This window comes from Candidatus Eisenbacteria bacterium, assembly GCA_005893275.1.
GTDB lineage: Bacteria > Eisenbacteria > RBG-16-71-46 > SZUA-252 > SZUA-252 > WS-7.
Genome location: VBOW01000042.1, coordinates 18,807 through 34,278 on the forward strand (window position 1 = coordinate 18,807; position 15,472 = coordinate 34,278).

16 protein-coding genes are annotated in these 15,472 nt (G+C 66.9%); 2 read left to right on the plus strand and 14 right to left on the minus strand.

Annotated features, from left to right (window positions below; all coding sequences use genetic code 11):
• Positions 1-26: 26 nt before the first annotated feature.
• The 4 genes from E6K76_08915 to E6K76_08930 all read right to left on the minus strand — a co-directional run bounded on the left by E6K76_08915 (position 27) and on the right by E6K76_08930 (position 3,305).
• Complete coding sequence (locus E6K76_08915; GenBank protein ID TMQ58021.1) at positions 27-956, minus strand: MCE family protein; 930 nt, start codon at positions 954-956, stop codon at positions 27-29.
• Positions 953-1,780 carry an ATP-binding cassette domain-containing protein gene (locus E6K76_08920; GenBank protein ID TMQ58022.1) on the minus strand — a complete coding sequence of 276 codons (828 nt, stop codon included), beginning with the start codon at positions 1,778-1,780 and terminating at the stop codon, positions 953-955. The genes E6K76_08915 and E6K76_08920 overlap by 4 nt, the downstream gene beginning before the upstream one ends.
• Entirely contained in the window at positions 1,777-2,556 is a 780-nt protein-coding gene (locus E6K76_08925; GenBank protein ID TMQ58023.1) for an ABC transporter permease, read from the minus strand. Before E6K76_08925 ends, E6K76_08920 begins: the two co-directional genes overlap by 4 nt.
• A gap of 92 nt (positions 2,557-2,648) precedes the next feature.
• Positions 2,649-3,305, minus strand: a complete 657-nt coding sequence (locus tag E6K76_08930; GenBank protein ID TMQ58024.1) for a fatty acid hydroxylase — start codon at positions 3,303-3,305, stop codon at positions 2,649-2,651.
• A gap of 18 nt (positions 3,306-3,323) precedes the next feature.
• Here E6K76_08930 and E6K76_08935 point away from each other — a divergent pair, with 18 nt between their 5' ends.
• Both E6K76_08935 and queD read left to right on the plus strand, forming a co-directional pair.
• A complete protein-coding gene (locus tag E6K76_08935) occupies positions 3,324-4,106 on the plus strand; it encodes a 7-carboxy-7-deazaguanine synthase QueE (GenBank protein TMQ58025.1) in 783 nt (260 codons plus the stop codon).
• Positions 4,106-4,468, plus strand: coding sequence for a 6-carboxytetrahydropterin synthase QueD (queD, locus tag E6K76_08940; protein ID TMQ58026.1), 363 nt, complete (start codon positions 4,106-4,108; stop codon positions 4,466-4,468). Before E6K76_08935 ends, queD begins: the two co-directional genes overlap by 1 nt.
• Before the next feature lie 66 nt (positions 4,469-4,534).
• On the opposite strand, the gene hemG is transcribed toward queD, so the two are convergent.
• The 10 genes from hemG to E6K76_08990 are packed head-to-tail and all read right to left on the minus strand — an operon-like array spanning position 4,535 to position 15,430.
• Positions 4,535-5,905, minus strand: coding sequence for a protoporphyrinogen oxidase (hemG, locus tag E6K76_08945; GenBank protein TMQ58027.1), 1,371 nt, complete (start codon positions 5,903-5,905; stop codon positions 4,535-4,537).
• Positions 5,905-6,864 carry a ferrochelatase gene (gene hemH, locus E6K76_08950; GenBank protein ID TMQ58066.1) on the minus strand — a complete coding sequence of 320 codons (960 nt, stop codon included), beginning with the start codon at positions 6,862-6,864 and terminating at the stop codon, positions 5,905-5,907. Before hemH ends, hemG begins: the two co-directional genes overlap by 1 nt.
• Positions 6,861-8,240 carry an oxygen-independent coproporphyrinogen III oxidase gene (gene hemN, locus E6K76_08955; protein ID TMQ58067.1) on the minus strand — a complete coding sequence of 460 codons (1,380 nt, stop codon included), beginning with the start codon at positions 8,238-8,240 and terminating at the stop codon, positions 6,861-6,863. The genes hemH and hemN overlap by 4 nt, the downstream gene beginning before the upstream one ends.
• A gap of 8 nt (positions 8,241-8,248) precedes the next feature.
• Complete coding sequence (locus E6K76_08960; protein ID TMQ58028.1) at positions 8,249-9,307, minus strand: uroporphyrinogen decarboxylase; 1,059 nt, start codon at positions 9,305-9,307, stop codon at positions 8,249-8,251.
• Complete coding sequence (hemL, locus tag E6K76_08965; GenBank protein TMQ58029.1) at positions 9,286-10,614, minus strand: glutamate-1-semialdehyde-2,1-aminomutase; 1,329 nt, start codon at positions 10,612-10,614, stop codon at positions 9,286-9,288. Before hemL ends, E6K76_08960 begins: the two co-directional genes overlap by 22 nt.
• A gap of 13 nt (positions 10,615-10,627) precedes the next feature.
• Entirely contained in the window at positions 10,628-11,590 is a 963-nt protein-coding gene (gene hemB / locus E6K76_08970; protein ID TMQ58068.1) for a porphobilinogen synthase, read from the minus strand.
• A 17-nt stretch (positions 11,591-11,607) separates the two neighbouring features.
• A complete protein-coding gene (locus tag E6K76_08975) occupies positions 11,608-12,387 on the minus strand; it encodes a uroporphyrinogen-III synthase (GenBank protein TMQ58030.1) in 780 nt (259 codons plus the stop codon).
• Positions 12,384-13,304, minus strand: a complete 921-nt coding sequence (gene hemC / locus E6K76_08980) for a hydroxymethylbilane synthase (GenBank protein TMQ58031.1) — start codon at positions 13,302-13,304, stop codon at positions 12,384-12,386. Before hemC ends, E6K76_08975 begins: the two co-directional genes overlap by 4 nt.
• The gene (locus E6K76_08985) at positions 13,282-14,862 is read right to left on the minus strand and encodes a glutamyl-tRNA reductase (protein ID TMQ58032.1); all 1,581 of its coding nucleotides are present in this window, start codon (positions 14,860-14,862) and stop codon (positions 13,282-13,284) included. The genes hemC and E6K76_08985 overlap by 23 nt, the downstream gene beginning before the upstream one ends.
• Entirely contained in the window at positions 14,609-15,430 is an 822-nt protein-coding gene (locus tag E6K76_08990) for a hypothetical protein (protein TMQ58033.1), read from the minus strand. Before E6K76_08990 ends, E6K76_08985 begins: the two co-directional genes overlap by 254 nt.
• Between the last annotated feature and the right edge of the window lie 42 nt (positions 15,431-15,472).

The window sequence follows — 15,472 nt, forward strand, 5'->3', positions numbered from 1 at the left end:
TACGCCCGCGCCCGGCCGGGCGCAGGCTAGAAGATGCTGAATTTGAAATACTTCTTCGGATTCTTCTCGATCTCCGCCATGAGCCGCTTCATCGAGGCCATCAGGGCCTTGGTGTCGTCGTAGAGCGTCGAGTCGGAGTAGAGCCTCCCGAACGTTCCATGCCCCGAAGCGATCGCACCTAGAATCGAATCGGCCCGCGCGGTGCTCGACGCGAGCTTCTGATGGAGCGTGGCGTCGTTCATGAGCTGTGCGATCGTCCCGGGACCGTGCTGCATTTTCTGCGCGAGGCTGTCGAGGGAGGCCGCCAGCGAGACGAGCTGGTCCGAGACCCGCGATTGGTTCACGTCGATCTTCGTCGCGAGCATGTTCGCGTTCCGGCTCAGCTCGACGAGCTGCTGATAGAGCCGCTCATCGCTCGCGAGCCGTCCGAGGGTCCCGCGTCCGCTTCCCAGCGCCCGGCCCGCGACGTTCAGGTTTCCAAGCAACACTTCGAGGCTGTCCGTGATCGACTGGACCTTCTTGAACGCGACCTGGGGATCCGTCGCCGCGGTGACCGCGATCTCCCGATCGTCCCGGATGATGGGTTGGTTCGGATCGCCTCCGTTCAGCTCCACGTAGAGCTCCGCCAGGAACCCCACGGACGTGATGCGGGCGGTCGCGCCGATGTGGAGCCGCTCGCGGGTTCCAGGTTTCACGCCCAGCTCCACGACCACGTTGTTTCCGCCTCTCTCGAGGGAGATGTCCCGGACGTGCCCCACCGGGACCCCGTTCAGCCGGACGGACGCTCCTTCCTCGAGGCCGCCGACACTCGAGAACGTGAGATCGATTTTCTCTTCACGCCCGAAGAACTTGAGGCTCCCGGACTGGAAGGTGGCCCACAAGAGAAGCCCGAACGCGACGAGCACCCAGAAGCCGATCTGAAGCCTCATGAATGGAACGCGGCCGGTTCGCTTCAAGGATTTCCCCCTGGCTGATGCTGCGGCCCCGGGCCGCCTACGCCGAGGCCGCGCGTGTCCATCCGCCGGGATGCCGCGGCGACGGCCTTTCGAAACGGCGCGAGAAACTCCCCGATGAACGCGTTGCTCGCCTCCGTCAGCTCCGCCGGGGTTCCTTCGAAGACGACCATCCCGCGATCGAGGACGGTGACGCGATTTCCCACCTTGAATGCATCGGCAATGTCGTGGGTGACCATGATCGAGGTCTTGCCCATGGTATCCCTCAGCTGGACGATCAGGTCGGTGATGCGCTCGGCGCTCTGGGGGTCGAGCCCGGTGGTCGGCTCATCGTAGAGCAGGACGTCGGGATTGCGGGCGGCGAGGGCGCGGGCGATCGCGACACGGCGTTGCATCCCGCCTGAAAGCTCGTCCGGCATCCGGTCCGCCAGGGCCGGGTCCAGTCCCACCTGCAGCAGGTAGGTTCGCACCGCCTCCTCGATCTCCACCTCGTCGTGCCCGTCCTCGAGCAGGGTATACCCGATGTTCTCCCCGACCGTCATCGAATCAAAGAGCGCCCCCTGTTGGAAGACCATCCCCATCCGCTTTCGGACTTCGCGCATCCGCTCCGGGGTGACCTGCGTAATATCCTCGCCGTCCACGACGATGCTCCCCGAGTCCGGCCGCCAAAGTCCGATCAGAAGGCGCAAGATGGTGCTCTTCCCGGAGCCCGAAGGCCCCAGGATGACCCTGGTCTGGCCCCGTTCCACGTTGAAAGAGACACGGGTCAGGATGGGGCGGTCGTCGATCGAGAAGCTGACGTCCCGGAACTCGATCATCGGGCTCACCAGCCCAGTACCCGGAAGATCAGCTTCGTGGAGATGAAGTCGGTGACCAAGATTCCCACCGAGGAAATCACGACCGATTGGGTCGTGGCCACGCCGACCCCCTTGGCGCCCCCCGCCGAGGTGAGACCCTTCCAGCAGGCGACCGTGGTGATGAGGACCGCGAAGAAAACCGGCTTGATCATCCCCACCAGGAGGTTGGTCGGCGTGAGATACTTCGCCACGCCGTTGTAGTAGGACTGGAACGTCACGTGGTAGCCCAGGCCGACGAAGCCCCCGCCGATCACGCTCAGCGCGTCTCCCACGACCGTGAGCACGGGGAGCGCGATCCAAAGCCCGATCATGCGTGGAGCGACGAGCCGCTTCAGCGGATCGGTCCCGAACGCGACCAGCGCGTCGATCTGATCGCTCGATTTCATCGCTCCCAGCTCCGCCGTGATTCCCGCGGACATCCGCGAAGCCACCACGATTCCGGTGAGCACCGGACCGAGGGCGCGCACGGACGAGATGACCATGAAATGGCCCAGCTCCGATTTCGCGCCGGTCTTCGCCAGCTCCCGCGCGAGCTGGATCGCGAGCGCCTGCCCGGCCACAAGCGCCGAGAACATCACGATGAACATGGATCCGATCATCGCGAAGTGGACCTGTTCCAGGATCTCGTGTTTGTAATAGGGAGGGAAAAAGGCGGAGCGGATCACCGAGACGCAGAACAGGGTCACATCCTGGACGGTTTCCAGGATGCGGCGGACTCGGTTGCCTACCGCAGCCAGAGCTTCCACGGCGACAGTATAGGACTTCGGATCGCGATCTGCTGGAATGAAAAAGGGCCCGCGATTCGACGGACCCGTGCGGACCCGGCTGCCTCGGGCGCTCAGGATTCCTTCGGCTTCGTGCGGAAGACCACATCCCAAACCGGCGAGCTGACGCCGAAGCCGTGGTTCGGGTTCTTGTAGTGGTGCCTCAGGTGATAACGCTTGAGGTACTTGAGAAACCCCCACCGCATGGAGAGGTGATGCTCCGCATAATGCAACATGTCGTACGCAAGATAGCCCGTGAGAAAGCCCGAGAACGCGGGCCCGCTCAAGCGGGGCAGACCGAGGATCGTCCCCACGGTCAGGCGGAACAGACCATAGAAGAGAAACGAGAGCGGGATGCTCAGGATGGGCGGCATCACCAGCCTGGTCTTGCACTGTGGCTGCTCGTGGTGCACGCCATGGATCAGATACCAGACGCGCTGGAGCCACGGTTGGCTCGGCTCGTAATGGAACACGAACCGATGAAGGAAATACTCGCTCAAGGACCAGACAAGAATCCCGGCCGCGTACGCCGCGAATACCAGAAACAACGCCGCCTTCGACCCGCCCTCTAGGATCGCCCGGATCAAGAAGAAGAGAACGACCGGCGCGAAGAGCAGCAAGACCACCGCGGGGTGGATGTGCGTGAAGAACTCCAGGAAATCGGACTTGAAGAGACGGATTGGTGTTTCGGCGTGATTGATGGGCAGGTTCGCGTACGTGGTCTTTGCCATGGCCTCCTTGCTCCTACAATGGCGCCTTGCGCCGTGTGTTCGGGCCGAAGGGGCGCAATTCTACGGAGTGGCGTCCTTCGAGTCAACGACGCCGAAAACCTGTATCATCGGCGCGTGCAAGGCTTGCCTAGCTTTAGAATTAACGAGATCTTCCTCTCGGTCCAGGGAGAGGGTTTGCACGTGGGGGAACGCACCGTTTTCGTGCGGTTCTACGGCTGTGTGCTCCGCTGCGTTTGGTGCGATCAGCCCGAGGCGCTCGCCCACACGGGCGTGGGCGAGTACGTCCACCTGAGCCCAGAAGAGGTTAGGGATCGGGTGCTCGCATATCCTTTTACGCGGCGGGTTTGCCTCACCGGCGGGGAACCCGTCATCGCGCCGACCCCGGGGCTCCTGTGGCTCGTTCGCGAGCTCAAGAATTCGGGCTATTGGGTCTCGATCGAGACGAGCGGCGCGCGCGTGGTCGAGGAGCTCTTCGACTGGATCGACTTCTGGACGGTGGCCCCCAAAGGAACAAGCGCCGAGACGTTCGAGGGGGATGTCGTGGAGGCGCAGGTGCCCACGCTCAGGCGATACCAGGCGCTTCCCGACTCGCGGCGGCAATTCAAATTCGTGATCCAGACCCGGGAGGACGTGGCGGATGCCGTGCGCATCCTGGACGAGCTCGAGTATCGCGGGGCGATCGTGCTGCAGCCGGAGCACGATCGCGGCGACGGACGCCGGGTCTTCGAATGGTGGCCCTGGGATCGCTATCCGGAGGCGCGCCTCATTCCGCAGACCCACAAGATCGTGGGGCTGCGCTGATGCGTGTCCGCCTGACGAAGGATTTCACCTTCGAGGCCGCGCACCTTCTCCCCAAGGCACCGGAGGGTCACAAGTGCCGGAGGCTCCACGGGCACTCCTTCCGGGTCGAGGTCACGGTCGAGGGAGAGGTGGACCCTGAGACCGGCTGGCTTATCGACTACGGGCTGATTCGCGACCGCGTGGAGCCGGTCCGGGCGCAGCTCGATCACTACTACTTGAACGAGGTGCCCGGGCTCTCGAACGCGACCTCCGAGAATCTCGCGAGGTGGATCTGGGAGAAGCTCAAACCCGCGCTCCCTTCGCTCACCGCGGTCACGATCCACGAGACCTGCGAAGCGCGGTGCCAGTATGAGGGGCGGTGAGGGTACGCGCGGCGGACGCCTTGGCGTGGCGCCGGGGGAAGGGCTAGGCTGCGCGGGGCGCGCCCTTCACCGTGCCGCGTGGAGCAGCCACCCCGCCACGCGGTCCGCGTCCTCCACGATCGATCCCACCGACACGCCGCGATACGCGCTTCCGGCGAGGTAGAGCCCGGGGAACGACCCCAGGCGCTTCATCGCCGCCGCGACCCGCTCGCGGTGCCCGAGCGTGTACTGCGGTATGGCGTTCTCCTGACGCTTGACCCACGTCTTGTCGGGTCCTCCCTTGAGCCCGATCGCGCGGTCCAGGGCCTGACAGGCGAGCCCGATGAGCTGCGCGTCCGGAAGCGTGACCAGGTCGGGGCGCTCGACGCCTCCCAGAATCGCCCGCACCAGGAAGAATCCCTTCGGCGCGCGTCCGGGAAAGAGGTTGGATTCGAAGACCGCGCCCAAGATCGAAAGGTCCTCGCCGGGCGCGACCAGGAATCCGTAGCCGTCGGGCTTCGACCGGAACGCCTCGTCGCGAAACGCGAGCGCGACCACCGTGACCCCGGTGCACGGGATCTCGCGCACAGCCTTCGCGGCTTCGATGTCAAGATCGCGTAGGAGGGCCGCGGCGTCGGGAGCCGGGGTCGCGACTACGACCGCGTCGAAGCTCCGCGACTCACCGCTCGCGAATCGAACGGTGAACGGGGTCGGAGCGGCATACTCGGGCACGCGGCTCAGCTGGAGCGCCGGCATCCCGAGCCTGAGCGAGGGACCGAGCGATTCCGCGAGCCTCTCCATGAGAGAGCCCATGCCGCGCGCGAGGGTCCAGAGCGTTCTCCGCTCTCGCCCGCCCCGGCGTCGCCCCTTCGCCATCGCGACAGCGAGCGAGCGGTGCTTCCGCTCCATCTCGCGCATCCGTGGAAACGCTGCATCCACCGAGAGCTTCTTCGAATCCCCCGCGTAGACCCCGCGGACGAAGGCGCCGAGCATGACGCGCGCGGCCTCCTCGCCGATGTGACGTGAGGCGAACGCGTGAACCGATTCCTCGCGGGGCACGCGCTCGGCCAGGAGCGGCTCGGCGAGAACGCGCAGGCGCCCTCCCGGCGTGAGCGCGGAGAATCCGACCACGGAGGCAGGCGCGCTTGGAACGAGGTGGAGGCGCCCCCTCGAGAAGATGTAACGCCGCGCCGCGTCCGCCGACGCCTCGAGGCGTTCCCCATCCAGGCCCAGCTCCGTGATGAGCGAGCGGGCCGGACCCGGGCCGGTTTGAAAGGCGTCGGCCGCCCACTCGATCAAGAACCCGCCCGCCTCGGTGCTCTGGATGCGTCCGCCGGCGCGCGGCCCCGCTTCGAAGACCTCGAGCTCGAGGGGAGCGCCGCCGCGCGAAGTCTCGCGCCTCAGGGCATGCGCCACCGTAAGCCCGGCGATCCCGGCTCCGAGGATCGCGACCCGCATCAGCCTAGCTTGGGCTCGACCAGATCGGCGAGCGCGTCGAGGAACGGGGGGAAGTCGTTCAGCGATTCCACCCGCCGGAAGTTTGAAATGCCGAGCGCTCGGGCCTGATCGGCATAGAGCATGTCGATCTCGTACAGGGTTTCGATGTGGTCCGAGACGAAGCTGATCGGCAGCACGAGAACGTCCTTCACGCCGGTGCGCGCCAGCGCGCGAATCACCTCATCGGTGCTCGGGCCGATCCATTCCACCGGGCCCACGCGGCTCTGGTATCCGAGCACGTGCGGAAGCTCCGGCAAGCGAGCGAGGACGCCTTCCATCGTGATCCGGACGTGCTCGCAGTAGAGATCGCCTGCCTCGATGAAATGCTTCGGCAATCCGTGCGCGCTCACAAGGAGCGTGGGGCGGGCGGCCGGCGCGAATCGCGCGAGCGCCTCTTGGACCCGGAGCGCCCAGGCGTTCAGGTAGCCCGGGTGGTCGTACCACGTGTCGATGCGGTCGAGCGGCTGCTTCGTACCCCGCCGCTTCATCACCCGCAGAAGCTCTCCAACGCTCGAACCGGTCGTCGCCATCGAGTAGTGCGGATAGAGCGTTAGCGCCACGAGCCGCCCCACTCCGGCGCGCTCCAGCTCCACCAGAGCTTCCTCGGTCGAGGGATTCCAGTATCGCATCGCCATGGCAAAGGCGACGTCGTGCCCTCGCTCGCGAAGCCTCTCGACGATGCCGCGTCCCTGGAGCGTGGTCCACCGGACGATCGGAGAACCCCCTCCGATCCTGGCGTAGTTCTCCCGCACCTCTTGTGTGCGCTTCCGCGCGATCACGCGGCCGATGAAGGCCTGGCCGATCGCGCCTCCCGGAAGGCAGATGATCTCACGATCGGTGAAGAGCCGCGTGAGGAACGGGCGCACCGCGTCGAGCGTGTCGGGGCCGCCCAGGTTGAGCAGAAGAATCCCCGTCTTCAGACCGTGCGCGAGAAAATCGGCTTCTCGCCCTCGTGGCGTTTCAGATAGGCGTCGAAAGCCATACAGATGTTCCGCACGAAAAGCCGGCCCGGGCCGGCGACCTCGATCGCGTCCGGCGTGCGGGTCACGAACCCGTTCGAGCCCGGCCCCTCGTCCAGCTCGAGGAGCGATTCTCTGAAGTAGGACGCGAAGTCGATCCCGTGCGCGCGCTCGACTGCCCGGACATCCAGGTAGAAGTTGCACATGAGGCTCTGGATCACGTCGCGACGGATCTCGTCGTCTTTGCTCCGCTCGAACCCCCGCTCGATCGGCGGCCGGCCCCGGTCTAGGGCCTCCTTGTAACGATTGAGCTTCTTGGTGTTCTGCGCGAAGGCGCCGCCCAGGTCGCCGATGGCCGAGACGCCGAACCCCACAAAGTCCTTGGCGGGATGGGTCGTGTATCCCATGAAATTCCGATAGAGGGTGCGCTCGCGAGCCGCCCGGGCCAGGGAATCGGTTTCGAGCGCGAAGTGATCCATCCCGATCTGCTGGTATCCAGCGCCGGTGAAAAGCTCGTGCGCGATGCCGAAGAGCTCGAGCTTCACCTCGCGCTGGGGAAGATCCTCCAGGTGGATCGCCTTCTGATGGGCCTTGATCCAGGGCACGAAGGCGTAGGAATAAACCGCCACACGGTCCGGCCGCAGCTCCAACGCGAGCTGGATCGTCTTGCGGAATGATGCCGGGGTCTGCTGCGGCAGCCCGTAGATGAAGTCGAAGTTGATCGATTCGATCCCGAGACCGCGCAGGTGTTCGTGAAGGTCCTTCGTCTGGTTGAACGTCTGATACCGATTCACCGCCGCCTGGACGTCCGAATCGAAGTCCTGGACTCCCATGGAGATCCGGTTGAAGCCCAGGCGCTTGAGGAGCTCCGCCTGCCGGTGGGTCGTCACGCGTGGATCGACCTCGACCGCGATCTCGGCGCCCGGCTCGAACGTGAATCGGTCCGCGAAGGATTTCCAAACGCGCTCCATCTCCTCGAGCGAGAGATAGGTGGGCGTGCCGCCGCCCCAGTGGTACTGGACGAGGCGGGTGCGCCTCCCGAGCCGCGTTGAGACCAGCGCCACTTCGCGCTCCAAGTCCGCAATGTAGCCGGCGGCGACCCCCGGCCTCTGCGTGATGATCACGTTACAGCCGCAGAAGCTGCACCGCTCACGGCAAAAAGGAAGGTGGACGTAGACCGAGAGCGGCTGCTCCGGGTTGGAGGCCGCCTGGTCGAGCTTCTCGAAGTATCGCTCCGGCGTGAAGCCCTCGTGGAACTCGACCGCCGTGGGATACGAGGTGTAGCGAGGGCCGGCGCGGTCGTACTTGGCGAGGAGGTCCGCGGTGACGGAGGCGATCGACGGGTTCACAGGACTCTCCGCGCCGCATCCCGATGACGCCTCACCGTGCTCACGAGGAGGGCGACGTTCTCGACGGGGGTTTCGGGGTAGATGCCGTGCCCGAGGTTGAAGATGAAGCCGGGGCGTCCGCCGTTCTCTCGCAGGACCGCCTCGGCGCGCGTCACGACCTGCTCGGGAGAGCCCACGAGGACGGCGGGGTCGAGATTTCCCTGGACGCTCCGGGAGCCTCCCAAGATCGCTCGCGCCTGGCTCAAGGAAACGCGGTAATCCAGGCCGATCACGTCGGCGTGAATGGCGCGCATCGCGTCGAGCTGCCCGTTCGAGGAAGCCAGCGCGAAATAGATCGTCGGGGCGTTTTTCGGCATCGCGCGGAGGACGCGGTCCGCGGGCGCCGCGGCCGAGCGGGTGAATTCCGCGGGCGGAAGCCAACCGGCCTGGGTGTCGAAAAGCATCACCGCGTCCACACCCGCGGCGATCTGTTCCTTCAAGTAGTCGATGGTCGCGTCGGCGAGCAGGTCCAGCAGCTCGGCGAATCCCGCCGGATCCCGGGAGACGAAGCTGCGCGTGAGCACGAGGTCCTTCGACCCGTTCGCGTCGATGAGGTAGGACGCGAGCGTGAAGGGCGCGCCGGCGAAACCGATCAGCGGGACCCGCCCCTGGAGGCGCTCCTTCACCGCCTTGATGACGGGACGGAGGTGCGGCATCGAGGAAGGGCCGCGCCACTCGAGCGTCGCGATGTCGCGACGCTGGCTGATGCGGGTGCCCATCTTCGGCCCGGGGTCGAACTCGATCGGAACGCCCATGGCCATGAGAGGGATCAGGATGTCCGAGAAGAGAATCGCGGCGTCGAAGGCGAAGCGTTCGATCGGCTGCGCGGTCACCTCCGCGCACAATTCTGGCGTGCGGCAGATCTCGAGGAAGGCGTGCTTCTCACGGATCGCGCGGTACTCGGGCAGGTAGCGGCCGGCCTGCCGCATGATCCAGATCGGCGTCTCCGAGACGGGCTCGTTCCTGCAGGCGCGCAGAAACGAGTACGCCGGGGCTAAGGATGGTCCTTGGGGCATGAGAGTCCCTCGATGGCCTCATCGGCCGCCTCGAGCGTGCGATCGAGCTCCGTCTCCCGGTGCGCGTCCGAGAGAAACGCGCTCTCCCAGGCCGACGGCGGAAGAAAAATCCCGCGCTCGAGCATCGATCGGAAAAATTGTGCGTACTCCTCCTTGGAAGCGCGGCGCGCATCTTCCACGGAGGAGACCGGGTCCACGCCGAAAAAGATGGTCCACATCGATCCGATCGCGTTGACGACGCCGCGGACCTTCCGACGGGTCAGGATCTCCTGGAGCCCCGCGGCGAGAAGCGTTGTGCGCGCTTCGACACGGCGGAAGATCGCCGGATCGCTCTCCAGGTGGGCGAGCGTCGCGTTCCCCGCGGACATCGCGAGCGGGTTCCCGGAATAGGTTCCCGCCTGGTAGACGGGGCCCTCCGGGGCGACGAGCTTCATGAGATCGGCGCGCCCGCCGAAGGCGGCGACGGGAAGCCCCCCGCCGATCACTTTCCCCAGCGCGACGAGATCGGGGGTGACCCCGTAGCGCTCGGCCGCGCCGCCTCGGGCGACGCGGAAGCCCGACATGACCTCGTCGAACACGAGCAGGGCGCCGTGGTGGTCACAGAGGCCCCTGAGCCCCCCGAGAAAGCCGGGTTTCGGCGGGATCACGCCCATGTTTCCCACGACCGGCTCCACGAGGACCGCCGCGATCCGCTCCGGCTCGCGCGCGAACGCCCTTTCCACCGAGTCCAGGTCGTTGAAAATGGCGACCCGCGTTTCCGCGGCCACCGACGCGGGGACACCGGCCGAGTCGGGCACGCCGAACGTCGTGAGTCCCGAGCCGCCCCGTATGAGAAACGCGTCCGCGTGTCCATGATAGGCGCCATCGAATTTGATGAACCCCTCCCGCCGGGTCGCCGCGCGCGCCACGCGAATCGCCGCCATCGTCGCTTCGGTTCCGGTCGAGACGAAGCGCAGGCGCTCGGCGGCCGGATAGAAACGCCGCACCCGCTCGGCAAGCTCGATTTCGAGCTGGGTCGATAGGCCGTAGAGCACGCCGTTCCGAACCTGCCGCTCGACGACCGGGACCACGGCCGGGTGCGCGTGTCCCAGGAGGAGGGGTCCCCAGCCGAGGACGTAGTCCAGAAGCTCGTTCCCGTCCGCGTCTTTGAGATAGGCGCCCTGGGCCGAAGCGATGATCCGCGGCCTGCCTCCGACGGCGAGAAACGCGCGAACGGGGGAGTTCACCCCGCCGGGAAACAATCCCAGCGCGCGCTCGTGGAGCGTGTCGCTCTTCCTCGTCGCCGGCAGGGCGCGGGTCTCCTTCATCGCGGGGCTCCGTTCATCTCTTGCTCCCACCCAGAACCGGCGCGATCTCTTCCGCAAAGTACGTGATGATGATGTCGGCGCCCGCTCGGCGGATCGCGGTGAGCGACTCGAGCGCGACGCGCTCGCCGTCGAGCCAGCCCAGCTGGGCGGCCGCCTTGACCATCGCGAATTCGCCCGAAACGTTGTACGCCACGACCGGAACCTGGAAGCGGTCCTTCACGCGGCGGATCACGTCGAGGTAGGGAAGCGCGGGCTTCACCATCACCGCGTCCGCGCCCTCCTCGAGGTCGAGGGCGACCTCTCGGAGCGCCTCGTCCGAATTCGCCGGATCCATCTGGTAGCCGCGACGATCTCCGAACCGCGGCGCTGATTCCGCCGCTTCCCGGAAGGGTCCGTAGAATCCGCTGGCGTACTTCGCGGAGTAGGCGACGATGGGCGTATCCGCATGACCGGCGCCGTCGAGCGCCTTTCGGATCGCGCCGACCCGGCCGTCCATCATGTCGCTGGGCGCCACGATGTCCGCGCCCGCCGCGGCGTAGGTGACCGCAGCGCGCGCCAGGAGGGGAAGCGTGCGGTCGTTGTCGACTTGACCGTCCCTCACGACGCCGCAGTGGCCGTGATCGGTGTACTCGCACAGGCAGACGTCGGCCCAGAGCAAGATCTCGGGCGCCTCCGACTTGATCGCGCGGAATGCGCGCGGGACGATCCCGTCGGGATCGTAGGCCTCGCGTCCTTCGGCATCCTTCGCCGCGGGTATCCCGAAGAGGATGAGGCCGCCCACGCCGAGAGAGGCGAGCTTTTTCGCCTTGTCCACCGCGTGGTCTATGGAGATCTGGGCATGTCCCGGCATGGAGGCGATCGGCCGCTTCACCCGCTCTCCATGACAGACGAAGAGCGGCGCCACGAGGTTTCGCGGGGTGAGCGAGGTCTCGCGCACGAGCTGGCGGAGCGCCTCGGTGCCGCGAAGACGGCGCATGCGCGTCGCGGGGAAGCTCACCTCGGTCCTCCGGAGAGGCTCTGGAGCGCCTCGAGCGCATAGCGGTCGAAGGGGACCACGCCCTCAGGATGGAGTACCCGTCGGTAGCCGCGCTCCTCGAGCGCCTGCGCCGTCGTCGCCCCCCGCGCGATTGCCGTGGCGCTCTCGCGCAGCCTTTTCCGCGCCCCGGCCGAGAGGAGCCGCTCGAGCGCATCCACCCCCGAGGGGCTGAAGAAGGCCGCCGCGACCGCCCCGGCCTCCTTGAGCGCCGCCTCGAGCCCGTCGACGTCGGCATCGAGGAATCGCGTGCGGTACACCTCGAGGAGCTCCACGTCGATGCCCCCGCCCCGGAGGCCGTCCGAAAGATCGGGAAGGGAGCGGTCGCCGTGAAGAAAGACGACGCGTTTCACACCGTCCCCTGCGGCCCGCCGCGCGATGAACCGCGCCAGCCCCGAGGCACCCGCACTCTCACTTGGGGTGAGGGGCCTCAGGCCGCCCAGCTGCTGGATCGGTGCAGCGCTCTCTTCTCCGACCGCGTACATGGGGACGCGCGCGAGCTTCTCGCGATGGCGCGGGAACGCCGCGCGCGCGAGCGAGTCCGCCGCGCGCCGGCTGGTCCAAGCGAGCGCGGTCGCATCGGGCATCGCCGCGATCAAATCGGCGAGCGACCTGGAATCCGCTCCCGGTTCGGTCGCGAGGAGCGCTACCCGGACCACTTCGAATCCCATGGCGGATGCCTCCAAGGCAAGCCGGTCGTCCGTCGGGTCCATGCGGCTGAGGAAGAACATCGGGCTCACGGAAACCTCTCCATGCTGCGCACCTCATCGAGAATCGGACGCGCTCCCTGCCCCAGCATGGCGATCGCGAGCGCACGCCCCAGATCCGCGGGGGCACCGAGCGGTCCCGAGGCGCTCATCCGCACCGACGGCCTGCCGTCCGGATGCCCGACATAGGCCGTCAATTCAAGGGTGCCGTTCTTGGCGCGCGCCCGAGCCCCCACCGGGATCAGGCAGCCGCCGCCGAGCCCCTCCAGCAACGCGCGCTCGGCCGTGGCCTCGGCCGCCGCGTCGTCGTCGTTCAGCCGCTCGATGGCCGCCGCGGTCGTCCCGTCCCCCGCGCGGATTTGGATCGCGAGGATGCCTTGCCCCGGCGCGGGGAGCATCACCGAATCCTCGAGCATCTGGGTGGCTCGGTCGACGAGCTTCAAGCGGTGAAGCCCTGCGGCCGCGACGATGATCCCGTCCAGGTGGCCCCCCTCGAGCCGCGCCAGGCGCGTCGGCACGTTGCCCCGCAGGTCCTGAACGCGGAGGTCGGGTCGATGGGCGAGGATCTGCGAGCGCCGCCTCAGGGACGAGGTTCCTATGGACGCTCCCGAGCGCAGCCGCTCCAGGGGAAGATCCTCACGGCTCACGAGCGCGTCTCTCGGATCGTCCCGGGCGAGCATGGCCCCCAGTTTCAAACCGGGCCGCTCGCCGGTGGGAAGATCCTTGAGGGAGTGCACCGCGATATCGATCTCGTTCCGGAGCAACGCCTCCTCGATTTCCTTGGTGAAAACACCCTTGCCACCGATCCGAGCCAGGGCGGCATTCGGCTGGAGATCGCCCAACGTCTTGATGATGACGAGCCGGTGTTCCCTGGGGTCGCCCGGGAGGGACGCGCGCACCTGCTCGCTCTGCGCGAGCGCGAGCGCGCTACCGCGGGTCCCGATCCTCATTCGGTTCCTCCTCGCGGCCGATTCCGAAAAGCTCGCGCACGGCGTCGATCCGCCGGAGCCCCTGGCCGCCGTCCTCGCCGGCTCGGTTCAGCCGAGTGGTGGGGCGGTGGAGCAGCTTCTGCACGATCGCGCGGGTCAGCGACTCGAGCGCGGGGTGATCCTCGGGGCGGAAGCGCCCGCGATGGCGCTCCAGCTCCTCCTGCGCGATCCGCTCGAAGTGGCCCCGGAACGCGGTGACCGTCGGCTTCAGCTCGAGCGAGCCGTACCAGCGCATGAACCGGCGTACTTCGTCGTCGATGATCGTCTCCACCTTGGGGACCTCGGCGCGGCGCTGTTCCAAGCTCTGGGCGACGATCGCGGCCAAGGCGTCCAGGTCGTGCAGGAAGACGTTGGGGAGCCTGGCCGCCAGCGGGTCGACATCGCGTGGCACGGCCAGATCCAGCAGGAGGAGGGGGCGGTTTTTTCGAATCTTCATGGCGGCCCGAACCGCGGCCTCCATGACGATGAAGCCCGGGGCCGCGGTCGCGCAGACGACGATATCCGCCCCCGGGAGAACCACCGGGATCGCTTCGAGGCTCACGACGCGCGCGGCCGCGTGAGCCGCCATCGATTCGGCGCGCCCGCGGTTGCGCGCCGCGATGGTGAACTGTCCCACGCCCGCGTCCACCAGGTGGCACATCGCGAGCCCGGCCATCTCACCCGATCCGATGACGAGCGCCCGCTTTGTGCCGAGGTGCCCGAGCACCTTCGCGGCCAGATTCACGGCGGCGTACACGGACGAGATGGGACCACGCCCGATCCCCGTTTCGGTCCGGGCGCGTTTCGCGCAGCGAAGCGCGGCGTCGAGGAGCCGCTCGGTGACCGGCCCCGAGCCGCCGGAACGCGCGGCCAGGGTGAGCGCGTCTTTGACCTGACCCACGATCTGGGGCTCCCCAAGAACCTGGGAATTGAGCCCGCACGCGACCCGGAAGAGATGCCGCACCGAGTCGGGCTCGCGGTAGGCGTAGAGCCTGTGCCCCCTCGCGCCCAGATCCATGCCCTTGATCTCGCGCAGGAGGTCGTTCACGAAGAGGGGAAGATCCGCCACCGCGGCGCCCCGCGCGTAGACCTCCGTGCGGTTGCACGTGGAAAGGATCATCGCCTCTTCCGCGCCCGCGCGATCGCGCAATACATGGATCGCGCGCCCGACTTCCTCCTCGTTCATGACGAGCGCGTCGCGGATCTCGAGCGGCGAGGTCTCGTGGTTGAGACCGACGCACAGGAAATCGAGCGAAGCTTCGGTTGCCTTTGCCAAAGGCGCTCCCCTAGCGGAAGGAGTGGAAGGAGTGGAAGAAGAGATCCACCGCGACCCGCGACAGGAGCAGCGTGGTGAATCCGATGAGCGACATGTAGATCGCGCGTGGTCCTCGCCAGCCGAAGCGGTGATAGGCCAGGACCGAGAACGCGAAAATGCACCACACGAAAAGCGTGAGCCAGATCTTCGGATCGAAGAGGGATCCGGTCCCCGAGCGCTGGAGCCAGCCCACGCCCAGTGCGATCGCCAGCGTGAGAAGCACAAGCCCCCCTCCCGCCGCGCGGATGTTCATCTGCCCGAGCGCTTCGAGCGGCGGCATACGGCGGAAGAAAAAGGAGAAGCGGTTCGCCTTGATGTCCCGATAGAGGATCAAGAAGAGGACGCCGTAAATCGCGGAAACCGCGAAGGCGCTGTATCCCAGGACCGCGGTCAGCGTGTGAAGCTCGAACCAAAACGGCCGGAGCGGGACCGGGTCCGGGGTGGTCTGGGTCCCGTACGCCGAGGAGACGATCTGGATCAGAAAGACGAAGGGCAGGACGAAGACGCCGGTCGTCCTGATTCCCTCCCGCGCCTCGACGTAGAGATAGACGACCGCCATCGAAAGCCCCGTGGCGGAGAGGAAGTCATAGACCGACGCGAGCGGCAAGTGCCCCTCGAGCACGCCTCGGACCGAGAGGTAGAGAATATGCACGAGAACTGCCGCGCGGAGCGCGAACGGACCCAAGCGGCCTCCCGCGCCGCCCTCGTGCGCGTAGGCGCGCGCGTAGGCCGCGACCGAGAGCGCGTAAAGCACTGGCAGCAGGGTTGTTAAGAGAGGGAGCAGGGATTGCATGTGTGGATGCCCGGCCTCCTCGACCGGTCCTTCATTGTCGCC

Bases quoted from the DNA above. Each gene is read 5' to 3' on its own strand.
- E6K76_08930 (TMQ58024.1), bottom strand. From the start codon at position 3,305: ATGGCAAAGACCACGTACGCGAACCTGCCCATCAATCACGCCGAAACA.
- E6K76_08935 (TMQ58025.1), top strand. From the start codon at position 3,324: ATGGCGCCTTGCGCCGTGTGTTCGGGCCGAAGGGGCGCAATTCTACGG.
- queD (TMQ58026.1), top strand. From the start codon at position 4,106: ATGCGTGTCCGCCTGACGAAGGATTTCACCTTCGAGGCCGCGCACCTT.
- hemG (TMQ58027.1), bottom strand. From the start codon at position 5,905: ATGCGGGTCGCGATCCTCGGAGCCGGGATCGCCGGGCTTACGGTGGCG.
- E6K76_08960 (TMQ58028.1), bottom strand. From the start codon at position 9,307: ATGCCCCAAGGACCATCCTTAGCCCCGGCGTACTCGTTTCTGCGCGCC.
- hemL (TMQ58029.1), bottom strand. From the start codon at position 10,614: ATGAAGGAGACCCGCGCCCTGCCGGCGACGAGGAAGAGCGACACGCTC.
- hemB (TMQ58068.1), bottom strand. From the start codon at position 11,590: ATGCGCCGTCTTCGCGGCACCGAGGCGCTCCGCCAGCTCGTGCGCGAG.
- hemC (TMQ58031.1), bottom strand. From the start codon at position 13,304: ATGAGGATCGGGACCCGCGGTAGCGCGCTCGCGCTCGCGCAGAGCGAG.
- E6K76_08990 (TMQ58033.1), bottom strand. From the start codon at position 15,430: ATGCAATCCCTGCTCCCTCTCTTAACAACCCTGCTGCCAGTGCTTTAC.